At 65.6% G+C, this 11978-nt stretch carries 12 protein-coding genes; 5 read left to right on the top strand and 7 right to left on the bottom strand.

Features of this window, described 5'->3' with window-relative positions; all coding sequences use genetic code 11:
• Window positions 1–244: 244 nt before the first annotated feature.
• The 4 genes from A3M7_RS0106925 to hemH all read right to left on the bottom strand — a co-directional run bounded on the left by A3M7_RS0106925 (window position 245) and on the right by hemH (window position 4023).
• Complete coding sequence (locus tag A3M7_RS0106925; RefSeq protein ID WP_027543269.1) at window positions 245–688, bottom strand: NfeD family protein; 444 nt, start codon at window positions 686–688, stop codon at window positions 245–247.
• Window positions 689–766: 78 nt separating this feature from the next.
• Window positions 767–1759: an SPFH domain-containing protein gene (locus A3M7_RS0106930; RefSeq protein ID WP_027543270.1), complete on the bottom strand. Its 993-nt coding sequence runs from the start codon at window positions 1757–1759 to the stop codon at window positions 767–769.
• A 229-nt stretch (window positions 1760–1988) separates the two neighbouring features.
• The gene (locus A3M7_RS0106935; protein ID WP_027543271.1) at window positions 1989–2960 is read right to left on the bottom strand and encodes an ABC transporter substrate-binding protein; all 972 of its coding nucleotides are present in this window, start codon (window positions 2958–2960) and stop codon (window positions 1989–1991) included.
• 25 nt (window positions 2961–2985) lie between these two features.
• Window positions 2986–4023, bottom strand: a complete 1038-nt coding sequence (gene hemH, locus A3M7_RS0106940) for a ferrochelatase (protein WP_027543272.1) — start codon at window positions 4021–4023, stop codon at window positions 2986–2988.
• An 81-nt stretch (window positions 4024–4104) separates the two neighbouring features.
• Here hemH and A3M7_RS0106945 point away from each other — a divergent pair, with 81 nt between their 5' ends.
• Entirely contained in the window at window positions 4105–4503 is a 399-nt protein-coding gene (locus A3M7_RS0106945) for an MAPEG family protein (protein ID WP_027543273.1), read from the top strand.
• Between the two features lie 155 nt (window positions 4504–4658).
• On the opposite strand, the gene A3M7_RS0106950 is transcribed toward A3M7_RS0106945, so the two are convergent.
• Genes A3M7_RS0106950 through A3M7_RS0106960 form a run of 3 tightly spaced genes read right to left on the bottom strand, consistent with a single transcriptional unit; the run spans window position 4659 to window position 8487 of the window.
• Entirely contained in the window at window positions 4659–5777 is a 1119-nt protein-coding gene (locus tag A3M7_RS0106950) for a nickel/cobalt transporter (protein ID WP_027543274.1), read from the bottom strand.
• The gene (locus tag A3M7_RS0106955; RefSeq protein WP_027543275.1) at window positions 5768–6406 is read right to left on the bottom strand and encodes a DUF1007 family protein; all 639 of its coding nucleotides are present in this window, start codon (window positions 6404–6406) and stop codon (window positions 5768–5770) included. The genes A3M7_RS0106950 and A3M7_RS0106955 overlap by 10 nt, the downstream gene beginning before the upstream one ends.
• Entirely contained in the window at window positions 6406–8487 is a 2082-nt protein-coding gene (locus A3M7_RS0106960) for a M3 family metallopeptidase (protein ID WP_027543276.1), read from the bottom strand. Before A3M7_RS0106960 ends, A3M7_RS0106955 begins: the two co-directional genes overlap by 1 nt.
• A gap of 138 nt (window positions 8488–8625) precedes the next feature.
• Between A3M7_RS0106960 and A3M7_RS0106965 the strand changes: the two genes are divergently transcribed.
• From A3M7_RS0106965 to A3M7_RS0106980, 4 genes are all read left to right on the top strand, one after another.
• Window positions 8626–8877, top strand: a complete 252-nt coding sequence (locus A3M7_RS0106965; protein WP_027543277.1) for a hypothetical protein — start codon at window positions 8626–8628, stop codon at window positions 8875–8877.
• Between the two features lie 675 nt (window positions 8878–9552).
• Complete coding sequence (locus A3M7_RS0106970) at window positions 9553–10695, top strand: type III PLP-dependent enzyme (protein WP_027543278.1); 1143 nt, start codon at window positions 9553–9555, stop codon at window positions 10693–10695.
• Between the two features lie 146 nt (window positions 10696–10841).
• On the top strand, window positions 10842–11429 hold the full coding sequence (locus tag A3M7_RS0106975) for a GNAT family N-acetyltransferase (protein WP_027543279.1): 588 nt from the start codon (window positions 10842–10844) through the stop codon (window positions 11427–11429).
• 148 nt (window positions 11430–11577) lie between these two features.
• On the top strand, window positions 11578–11967 hold the full coding sequence (locus A3M7_RS0106980) for a RidA family protein (protein ID WP_027543280.1): 390 nt from the start codon (window positions 11578–11580) through the stop codon (window positions 11965–11967).
• Window positions 11968–11978: the final 11 nt, after the last annotated feature.

Consider the following 11978-nt stretch of genomic DNA (forward strand, 5'->3'; position numbering starts at 1 on the left):
TGGCCGACCGGGACTCTCCTCATCCCGCAAATGGCCGATCAGCTTCTCGAACCGGTACCACTTGACCAGGCCAGCCAGCCGATCCAGCGCCGCATTGGCGCCGGCCCCCTTCGGCATCAGCGCTTCCACAAAGCTCGGCTGTCCCGTCTGCTTAACCGCCATCGCTACCCTCCAAGGCTTTGCCCTAGGGAATCACAATTGACGAATTACGCAACAGGCCCACAAGGGGAGAGGGAAGAGAGAGCTACGCCACCGCCACCGTCAGATTCACGCCGTCGACCTGCACCACCTTCACGCGCGTCCCGGCCGGCGTATCGGGACCTGCGACGCGCCAGACCGTGTCGCCGATGCGCATGGTGCCGTTGCCGTCGATGATCGGCTTCTCCAGCGTGAACTCGCGGCCGAGCAACGCCTCGGTGCGTTTGTTGAGGAAGGGGCTTCCGCTCGCATCCGGACTCGGCCGCGAGAGACGGCGCCACACCGGCACCGCGGCAGCGGCGAAGATCGCGAACATCACCAGCTGCACCTGCCAGGACACGGCAACGGCGAACGAGATCAGCCCGACCAGCAGCGCTGCCAGCCCGAGCCAGAACAGGAATACGCCCGGCGCCAGCACCTCCAGCCCCATCAGGATGAAGCCGAAGATCAGCCAGTTCCAGGTGCCGAGCGATACGAACATGTCGGTCATGACACGACCTCTTTGAAGTGGCGCATGCCCCTATCGGAAAACCGGTGTCCACTTTTCCGGGGCATGCGCATGGTCCGGTTACGGCACCGCTGGCGGCGTCGGGCCGGACGACGGCACCGAGCCGCCGCGACGGGCCGCGGCAGCGGCGGATGCCGCACTCTCGCCGAACGTCGCCTTGGCGATCTCGCCGATGCCGGCAAGCGAGCCCAGCATGCTCATCGCCTCGACCGGAAGCATGATGACCTTCTGGTTCGGCGAGTCCGCCAGTTGCCCGAACGCCTTGATATACTTGTCGGCGATAAAATAGTTCAGCGCCGCGACGTCGCCCTTGGCGATGGCTTCGCTGACCATCTGCGTCGCCTTGGCCTCGGCCTCAGCGGACCGCTCGCGGGCCTCGGCGTCGCGGAACGCGGCTTCCTTGCGGCCTTCTGCTTGGAGGATCTGGCCCTGCTTGGCGCCCTCGGCGCGCAGGATCTCCGACTGCCGCTGGCCTTCGGCGGCGAGAATGTCGGCGCGCTTGACGCGCTCGGCCTTCATCTGCCGGCCCATCGCCTCGACAAGATCGGCGGGCGGCACGATGTCCTTGATCTCGATGCGGTTGACCTTCAGGCCCCAGGGCGAGACCGCGGCATCGACCACGCGCAGGAGGCGCTCGTTGATCTCGTCGCGATGCGACAGCACCTGGTCCAGATCCATCGCACCCATCACCGAGCGGATGTTGGTCATGGTCAGGACGGTGATGGCCTGGGTCAGGTTGGAGACCTCGTAGCTCGCCTTGGCTGCGTCGAACACCTGGTAGAAGGCGACGCCGTCCACCGTCACGGTGGCGTTGTCCTTGGTGATCACCTCCTGCTCGGGAATGTCGATCACCTGCTCCATCATGTTGATCTTGCGCCCGACGCGATCGAAATAGGGCACGATCAGGTTGAGCCCGGGGCTCAGCGTCTGGGTGTATTTTCCGAACCGCTCGATGGTCCAGTCATAGCCCTGCGGCACCGTCTTCACGCCGGCAATCAGCGTGACGATGACGAGCAAAACCAGAACAATCGCGAAAATGTCGAAACCGCTCATATATCCTCCAAGGCAGGAAAAAGCCCTTTCCCGCGCTGTCATTGGTCGGGATCGCAACCCTACCGGTTCAGCGGTCGCGATTCACGTCGGCATTCGGACGATTCTGCACAAGACACACCAGGAGGGGAACGGTCACGATATGTATTTCCGAAAGGCTCTTGAAAGCGTCCGGGCGCAGACCTAGCGGCGAAAGTTAACGAATCCGGGCATGTATCCGTCGCGGACGACCTTACTCGATGACATCGTTCGCTGTTGCAAGCAGGCTTGGAGGAATGGTGACGCCAAGCGCCTTGGCGGTCTTGAGGTTGACCGCGAGCTCGAACTTGGTGGGGTTCTGCACCGGCAGGTCGGCAGGCCGCGCACCCTTCAGGATGCGATCGATGTAGTTGGCGGCGCGGCGGAGCTGCTCGGTGCTGTCGGTGCTGTAGGACATCAGCCCGCCCTCGTCGACGAAGGTGCGGCTCCAGAACACCGCAGGCACGCGCGCCTCAGCGATCGCCATGAGCAGATGCGCGCGGTTGGCCATGGTGAAGAAGTCCGGCAGGATCAGCAGGCCGCCGTCCTTGCGCGAGGCCAGCGCCGCGATCGAGGCTGCGTCATGGACCGGTGCGGGCTCGACCGTCACACGAAGCGTCCGTGCGGCGTCCTCGATCGTGCTTAGCATGAGGGGCGCGAACGGCGCGGTGGCGGGATTGTAGACGACGAAGACGCGCGACACTTTCGGCGCCACTTGCGTCAGCATCTCCAGCCATTTGCCGGCCAGCGGGCCGTCGTAATCGGTGAAGCCGGTGATGTTGCCGCCGGGATGGGCGAGATTCTGGACAAAGCCCTGGCTGACGGGATCGGTCACCACGGCGAACACGATCGGGATCGTCGTGGTGCGCCGGCGCAGCTCTTCGACCGAGGGCGTGCCGACCGCGAGCAGGATGTCGGGCTTGAGCGCGATCAGCTCCTCGGCGAGCCCGGCGATCCGCGCCCGGTCGCCGGCGCCGCTGCGCCAGTCGATCCTGAGATTGTCGTGCTCTTTCCAGCCATGGCCGCCGAGCGCCTCGACCAGGATGGCGCTGCGTGTCTGCCCGATCGTATCGTCGGCGGCCGTGACCGAGAGCACGCCGAGCCGCTGCGTCGGCTGCTGCGCCAGTGCCGGGGACGGCAGCGCCGCGATCATCCCAACAAGCCCCAACACCTCGCGGCGGTTCATGGGGGGCCCATCAAATCCAGGCTCATCATATCCACCCCTGGAGCTCGCGCAGCACCAGGGAGCGGATCACGTCCATGCCGGGTTCGCTGTCGTTGAGGCAGGGGATTGCGGAAAACTGCTCGCCGCCATTGTGCCTGAAGATCTCGGCATTCTCCTGCGCGATCTCCTCCAGCGTCTCCAGGCAGTCGGCGGCAAAGCCCGGCGTCACCACCGCGATGCGGCGCACGCCCTCTTTGGCGAGCCGCTCCATCGTCTTGTCGGTGTAGGGCTGGAGCCACTCGTCATTGCCGAAGCGCGACTGGAACGTCAGCAGCAGCTTCGTCGCGTCCATGCCGAGCCGGCGGCGCAGCGCCTCGGTCGTGGCGATGCAATGCTCCTGATATGGATCGCCCTTGTCGACATAGGATTTCGGCATGCCGTGGAAGGAGGCGACGATCAGCTCCGGCTTGAACGGCAGGGTTGCCAGATGCGTCTCGATCGAGGCGGCGAGCGCCTCGATATAGGCCTCGTCCTCGTAGTACGGCGGCGTCACCCGCAGCGTCGGCTGCGCACGCAGGCGGGCGAGCACGCGGAACACCTCGTCGCAGACGGTTGCCGAGGTCGAGGCGGAATATTGCGGATAAAGGGGGACGGCGAGGATGCGGTCGCATCCCTCCGCGATCAGCGCGTCGATGCCCGACCTGATCGAAGGATTGCCGTAGCGCATCGCCCAGTCCACGACGACGTGATCGCGATCCGACAGCGCGGCCGCGAGCTTGTCGGCTTGCGACCGCGTGATCGTCTTCAGCGGCGACTCGTTCTTCTCGTTGTTCCAGATCTTCTGGTAGTCGAGCGCCTTGGTGCGCGGACGGCTGCGCAGGATGATCCCGTTCAGCACGAACTGCCAGATCAGGCCCTGGTCCTCGATGACCCGGGCGTCCGAGAGGAATTCCTTGAGATAGACCCGCACGCCCGGCGCATCGGCCGTATCGGGCGTGCCGAGATTGACCAGGAGCACGCCGACCCGTTTCTGGCCGGACTGGACGGCTGGCTGCGCGGTCTCGTTGAGGGCGACGGTCGTCATGATCAGTTGCGTCGCGCGTTGCACCGAACTTGTCAAGATGAGCCCGGTTTCGCTAGGGTCTCCCTAAGCGGGGGAGGGAAGATGACACTCGCGGAATGGTGCGTATTCGGAGCCCTGCTGCTCTATCTTGCGACGATCGTCTCGATCAAATGGATCCGGTTTCGCGGGTTCGACAATTCCCGGCCGCGCGATCCCGCCTTCTATGCAGACGCCATCGCGCAGCGCGCGCTCGGCGCCCACCAGAACGGCATCGAGACCTTTCCGTTCTTCGCCTTCGCGGTGCTGCTCGCCGAATTCAGGGACGCGCCGCAGCGGCTGATCGACGAGCTCGCGGTGCTGTTCCTGATCGTGCGGATCGCCTACGTGCTGACCTATCTCGGCAACCGCCCGACACTGCGCTCGATCCTCTGGAGCATCGGCTTTGCGATCAATCTCGGGATCTTCTTCATGCCGATGCTGAAGCGGTTTCTGCCGGTGTGAGGCTGCCGTGTCCCGGACGCGCTGCAACGCCCTTAGCGTTGCGGCGCAGAGCCGGGACCCAGCGGGCCACAGCTACAGTATGGAGAGATGGGCCCCGGCTCTGCAGCGCACCGTCGAAGGGACGCTGCGCTGCGTCCGGGGCACGAGAGCGTGCCTCAAAAACACGTCGTCCGTTCGGCGGCGACGTAGCCGAACAACAGGCCGACGCCGAACAGCAGCACGAGACCTGCGGCGCCGAATTCGATGCCGCGCATGAACAGCGCGCCGCCGCCGTCGCGCCCTGCGCTCAGGCGGCCGGCGATGTCCTTGGCGGAGACGGCGACGACGGCAATGGCCGCGACCGTGATCGCGGTGCCGAGCCCCATCAGGAAGGTCGCGGCGATGCCGGCCCAGAACAGGCCCTGGGCGAGCGCGAACACCAGCACCAGGATCGCCCCCGAACAGGGCCGGATGCCGACGGTCAGGATCGCGGCGAACCCGCGCCGCCAGCCGCCGGGGCCGGCGAGCTCGCTCGGCGCCGGGCCGTGGGAATGGCCGCAATGCTCGTCATGGACGTGGTCGTGCCCGTGATGGGCGTGGGCGTGACCATGATCATGGTGATCGTGGTCATGATGATCATGCGCATCATGATGGTGATGATGGCCGTGATCATGGTGCTGCGGCACGCCCGCGATCGCCGGCACCGGCTGGGCCACCTGAAGAGCGCGGATGAAGGCGCCGCCCTTGACCCAGACCAGCCGCAGGCCGAACAGCGCGATCAGGCCATAGCTCGCGATCTCGATCACGCCTTCGGCCTTGCACATGGTCTTGGCCGTCGCATTCAGCACCCAGGCCGAGATGCCGACGATCAGGATCGCCACCAGCGACTGCATCAGGGCCGAGGCAAACGACAACGCAATGCCGCGCCGCGCGGTCTCTCGGTTGGCGACGAGATAGGAGGCGATCACCGCCTTGCCGTGACCGGGCCCCGCGGCATGGAAGATGCCATAGGCAAACGAGATGAAGAGCAGCGTCCACACCGCCGAGCCGTCGGACTTCGCCGCGCGGATGGTCGCCGACATCTGGCGATAGAACTCCGACTGTTTTGCCAATAGCCAGCCGATGAGGCCGCTGGCCTCGGGCTCGGCCGCCTGCGCGGGTTTCGGTGCGCCGAACGGATTTTGCGCGAGGAGTTCGTGAAGCGCGGCATCGGCCACGCCCAGCACGACGATGACCGCGGCACAGGCGAGAAGCCCGCGGGCAAGCGGAGAATGCAAGCGACCGGTCACGGGCAATCCACCGTGATCTTGTTGGCGAACATCATGCCGAAATTGCTGTTCTCGCCGCTCATGAAGGTCTGCTCGTTGAGCTTCTGCGCGGTCGCGGTGCCGTCACTGGGACGGTCGAGCTTCATCTGGCAGCCGGCGGGCGCGCCGACCAGCTTGACCGGGTTGTCCTTGGCCATCTGGAAGTCGATGAAGAAGGAGCGGTCGAACACTTCGAGCACCAGCTGCTTGGGCTTGACCGGGTTCTTCAGCGGCAGCGTGAAGTGCAGGGTCAGCACCGTATCCTTGTAGTCGAGGAAGTAGTCGACCGGCTCCTGGAATCGCTCCTTCTTGCCGTCCGCTCGCGCGAAGGTGAAGTAGGCATATTCCTTCAGCGACTCGACATTGGTCTGCGCCAGCGGCCCGAGCTCCTCGCGCGTATAGGCGCCCTTGGTCTTGCTCTCGAGCCCCTGCACCGCATAGGCCGAGAACATGTCGTCGAAGGTCCAGGCGTGGCGGACGCCGGTGATGCTGCCGTCCTCGGCGTAGAGGAGCTCGCTGGTCGCGGTGATCCAGACATGCGGATGGGCGCTTGCCGCGCCCGCCGCGAGCGTGAGGCCGGCGGCGAGCAACAGACCGAGAAGGGCGCGCATGCCCATCAGGCCGCCTTCGGAGCGTCGAGCAGGCCGCGGCGGCGGAGCAGTGCGTCGGGCTCCGGCGGGCGGCCGCGGAAGGCCTCATAGGCGGCCTCCGGATCGACCGATCCGCCCGATGAGTAGATGTCGTCGTGGAGACGCTTGGCCACGGCGGGATCGAAGATGTCGCCGGCCTCCTCGAACGCGCCGAAGGCGTCGGCGTCCATCACCTCCGACCACATGTAGCTGTAATAGCCGGCGGCATAATGGTCGCCGGTGAAGATGTGACCGAACTGCGTGGGCCGGTGCCGCAGCGCGATCTCCTCGGGCATGCCGATCTTCTCCAGCTCCTTCTTCTCGAAGGCCCGCACGTCGCTGGCCGCCGCGGCCGGCTGGGTATGGAATTCGAGGTCCACCAGCGCCGAGGAGACGAACTCGACCGTGGCAAAGCCCTGGTTGAATTTTCGCGCGGCGAGGAAGCGCTGGAGCAGGTCGTCCGGCAGCGGCTCGCCGGTCTGGTAGTGGCGGGCGAATTGCTGGAGCACCTCGGGCCGTTCCTGCCAGTGCTCGTAGAGCTGCGACGGCAGCTCGACGAAGTCGGTGAACACGGCGGTGCCCGACAGCGACGGATAGGTCACGTTGGACAGCATGCCGTGCAGGCCGTGGCCGAACTCGTGAAACAGGGTACGGGCGTCGTCGGGCGACAGCAGCGAGGGCTCGCCGCCGGCCCCCTTCGCAAAATTGCAGATATTGAGGACGAGCGGCGCGACGTCGCCGTCGAGCTTCTGCTGGTCGCGCAGCGAGGTCATCCAGGCGCCGGAGCGCTTCGACGGCCGGGCGAAATAGTCGCCATAGAACAGCGCCTTGTGCTTGCCGTCCCGACCCTTCACCTCCCAGACCCGGACGTCCGGATGCCAGACCGGCACGTCCTTGCGCTCCTCGAAGGTGATGCCGAACAGGCGCGTGGCGCAGTCGAAGGCGGCGGCGATCATGTGGTCGAGCGCGAGATACGGCTTGATCGCAGCGTCGTCGAAATTGGCCCGCTGGAGGCGGAGCTTCTCGGCGTAGAAGCGCCAGTCCCACGGCGCGAGCTTGAAATTGCCGCCCTCGGCCGAGATCAGCGTCTGCATCTCGTCGCGGTCGGCGAGCGCCCGGGCGCGCGCCGGCTTCCAGACCCGCTCGAGCAGTCCCCGCACCGCTTCCGGCGTCTTGGCCATGGAGTCCTCGAGCCGGTAGGCGGCGTAGGTCGGGTAGCCGAGCAGGTTCGCGCTCTCCTCGCGCAGCTTCAGGATCTCGACGATGGTCGTATTGTTGTCGTTGGCGTTGCCGTTGTCGCCGCGCGCGGTGAAGGCCTTGTAGACCTTCTCGCGCAGGTCGCGTCGCGCCGAGCTCTTGAGGAACGACTCGACCGAGGAGCGCGACAGCGTGACGATGGCCTTGCCGGCCATGCCGCGCTCTTCCGCCGCGGCCTTGGCGCTGGCGACGAAGCTCTCCGGCAGGCCCTGGCGGTCGGCCTCCCCTAGCTCCATGAACCATTCCTGCTCGTCGCCGAGCAGGTGATGGCTGAAGCCGGTGCCGAGCTGGGCGAGCCTCTCGTTGATCTCGGCCATCCGCGTCTTGGCCTCCTCGGAGAGGCCGGCGCCGGAGCGGTGGAAGCGGGTATAGGTGCGCTCCAGCAGGCGGAGCTGTTCGGGCGAAAGACCCAGATTGGCGCGGTTCTCGTGCAGCTGGGCGATGCGACCAAACAGCACGGCATTCATCATGATCGGATTCCAGTGCCGCGCCGTCCGCAAGGAGACCTCCTTGTCGATCTCCAGGATGGCCGGGTTGGAATGCGCCGAGACGAGGTCGTAGAACACCGCCGCGACCTTGCTCAGCAGCTTGCCGGAGCGCTCCAGCGCCGTGATGGTGTTGGCGAAGTCGGGCGCGGCCGGGTCGTTGGTGATCGCCGCGATCTCGGCGGAATGGTCGGCGAAGGCCTGCTCGAAGGCCGGGAGGAAGTGCTCCGGCGTGATCTCGTCGAAGGGCGGGGTCGCGAACGGCGTCACCCAGGCCTTCAGCAGCGGGTTGGTCTCGGCGTCCGTAGTTTGGCGGAGGTCTGACATCGCAAGTCCCGGTTTTCGAGCTGGTTTGTTGCGGCCAGCTATAGCACGCGATGGGGCTTTTTTGGGCCATTTGGCCTTGCTCCCGCCCGCCTTTTCGGAGAGATTGCGGCCCTCGAAGACTAGGGATCCCTGAACCCCATGAACGCGCCTTCCTCCTCCCGCCAGATCGTCTGGCCCAGCGTCATCACCGTCATCAGCGCCGCCATCCTGATCGGCGCGGAGGTGTTCGGCGCGGCCTTTGCCGGCGGCTGGGCCCTCGCGATCCTGTTCGGTTTAGGCGATCAGGGCGCGCACATCCTCCAGGCCGTGCTGTTCGCACTCGGCGTGCTGGTGATGACCGCGTTCATCCGCGCAGCGCAGCGCGTCGAGCCCTTCACCAAGCGCCGCTGACGCTCGCTCGCGCGCGCGAGACACGCGTGCAGGCTTGAAAACTTAACGCGCGTTCATCTTCCGCGTCGCTCGCGCCACACTGCGCAAGCAGATGTTAGGCAAATCTGTCCTCAGCCTAAAAAAAATGTTGCGAAGCAGAGTCAAAACGCTTATGTGCGCTCTTGCCCAATTTCGCACGTGCCTGTGGTCGTGTGTCAGTCGGTAGGTATCCGGACAAGAGGCCGGACAGCCGCCAAGGGGTGAAGAAGCCGAGGGGCTCTTCGGAAGTGCGGAAGTCAAAAGACCGAAAGGTCGGACGACGAAGCAAACCCGGAGTGTCCAGCATCTCTCTCAAGAGATGCCATGTCGAAGGTGACTTCACTCTTTGCAACCGTGACTGGCAGCCGGAGGCGAACCGGCGCACCCCGCTCTCAACGGGGGACGCGACTTAAAGCAACGACGGATCGGGCTTTTTTGGTCTCTACCGGCAGTCCAACGCCGGCGCGGGCTACTGAAAAGGCTTGTCCTTCATTGCCAGGTGTGCGGGCGGGAAATTCCCAACCAATCCACGGCAGCACAGTCTGGTTTGAGTCTTGTGGCTTCGTCGCGCCTCCATCGCGCGATCCGGCCAGAGCACTCTTATCCGACGTCATTTTTTGAACGGATCCCCGTCGCTGGGCCGTTTGGGAGAGTGCTATGACCGAACGTATTCAGGAATTCCTGCGCAACCGCCGCAGCGAGGGCCGGGACACCGAGCCTTGCCTCGTCGTCGACCTCGAGGTCGTGCGCGACAATTACCAGACCTTTGCCAAGGCGCTGCCCGACAGCCGCGTGTTCTATGCCGTCAAGGCGAACCCGGCGCCGGAAGTGCTGGCCCTGCTCGCCTCCATGGGCTCCTGCTTCGACACCGCGACGGTCGCCGAGATCGAGATGGCGCTGGCCGCTGGCGCTACGCCCGATCGCATCTCCTTCGGCAACACGATCAAGAAGGAGCGCGACATCGCGCGCGCCTTCGCGCTCGGCATTCGGCTGTTCGCGGTCGATTGCGCCGCCGAGGTCGAGAAGATCGCCCGTGCCGCTCCCGGCGCGAAGGTGTTCTGCCGCATTCTCTATGACTGCGCCGGCGCCGAGTGGCCGCTGTCGCGCAAGTTCGGCTGCGACCCGGAGATGGCCGTCGACGTGCTCGACGTCGCCAAGCGCCTGGGCCTCGAGCCGTGTGGCATCTCCTTCCATGTCGGCTCGCAGCAGCGCAAGGTGAAAGCGTGGGACCGTGCGCTGGCGATGGCCTCGCAGGTGTTTCGCGACTGCGCCGAGCGCGGCATCAACCTGTCCATGGTCAACATGGGCGGCGGCTTCCCGACCAAGTACCTGAAGGACGTGCCGCCGGTCGTGACCTACGGCCGCTCGATCTTCCGCGCGTTGCGCAAGCACTTCGGCAACCAGATCCCGGAGACCATCATCGAGCCGGGCCGCGGCATGGTGGGCAATGCCGGCATCATCGAATCCGAGGTCGTGCTCATCTCGAAGAAGAGCGACGAGGACGAGGTGCGCTGGGTCTATCTCGACATCGGCAAGTTCGGCGGTCTCGCCGAGACCATGGACGAGTCGATCCGCTACGCCATCCGCACCGCCCATGACGGCGCGGACATGACGCCCTGCGTGCTCGCGGGACCCACCTGCGACAGCGCCGACGTGCTGTACGAGAAGTCCCCGTATCCACTCCCCGTCACGCTCGAGATCGGCGACAAGGTGCTGATCGAAGGCACCGGGGCCTATACGTCGACCTACTCGTCGGTGGCATTCAACGGCATCCCGCCGCTGAAGACGTACCACATCTGATTTGCCACATCTGACCCGCCTCTCTGTCCGAGGCCTGACGAACCCGGGAGCCGGCTTGCCGGCTCCTCCCTCACATTCCTGATTTCTGACGACGCCTTGGACCGGCGTGCTTCTGGCACGTCGGCTCAAGCGGGGACTGACGCGCCATGACCGCTTTTCGGAAGCCACAGATCGCCCTCACTTCGAAAGCCGCTCCGTTCGCAATCCGTGCGGAACGTGCTGCCGACGTCGCCGCCCGTGAAGCGCTGCTCGATGCCAGCTTTGGCGAGAACCGCCATGGCCGCACCTGCCAGCGCCTGCGCGACGGACGTGCACCTGCCGCAGGCCTCGCCCTGTCGGCTGTGCGCGAGGGGACACTCGTGGGAACCGTGCGGCTGTGGCACGTCAGCGCCGGAGGCAGGCCCGCTCTGGTCCTCGGACCGCTGGCGGTGGACCCTGCCTGCCGCGAGCTCGGGATCGGCGCCGCGCTGATGCAACAAGCGCTGGCCGCCGCCCGGGCGCGCGGGCATGAAGCCGTGATCCTGCTTGGCGATGCCCCCTACTATGCCCGTTTCGGCTTCTCAGCCGAGAAGACCGGCGCACTGATGCTGCCCGGCCCGTTCGAGCGCGACCGCCTGCTGGCGATCGAATTCCAGGCCGGCGCGCTGGATGGCGTTGAGGGGATGATCGTCCCGACCGGCGCGGCCCTGCCCAAACGGAGGGTAGTTCGCCCCCTCCAGGCGCACGCGGCCTAAGGGATTGCCATGATGGCGACGACCGAAGCCGCCTTGAACGGCAACGCCCGGCCGCGCCTGCGCTGAGCTCACTTCCTTTGGGGTTGCGCAGGCCCCGGAAACGCCCTTTAACCCCCGCGAAACACCTCTTTCAGTCGAGGTCCAAACTATGTCCCGTCGCCTGATCTCTACCGGCTCTCCCCTCGAGAAGACCGTCGGCTACAGCCGCGCCGTGATCGACGGCGATTTCGCCTTCGTCGCCGGAACCACCGGCTATGACTACACGACGATGACGATGCCGGCCGATGTCACGAGCCAGTCACGCAACTGCTTCAAGACCATCGAAGCCGCCCTGAAGGAGGGCGGATTCGAGATGGCCGATATCGTCCGTGCGACCTACTACGTCACCGACGCCAGCTACATCGATGCCCACTTCGCCGTCTGCGGCGAGGTTCTCGGTGACATCAGACCGGCCGCGACGTTGCTGGTCGTCACCGCTCTCGCCAAGCCCGAGATGAAGGTCGAGATCGAAGTCACCGCCAAGCGCCGCAGCGCCTGATCCCCCCTCAC

Origin of the sequence: Bradyrhizobium sp. WSM2254 (assembly GCF_000472645.1) — a bacterium.
GTDB lineage: Bacteria > Pseudomonadota > Alphaproteobacteria > Rhizobiales > Xanthobacteraceae > Bradyrhizobium > Bradyrhizobium niftali.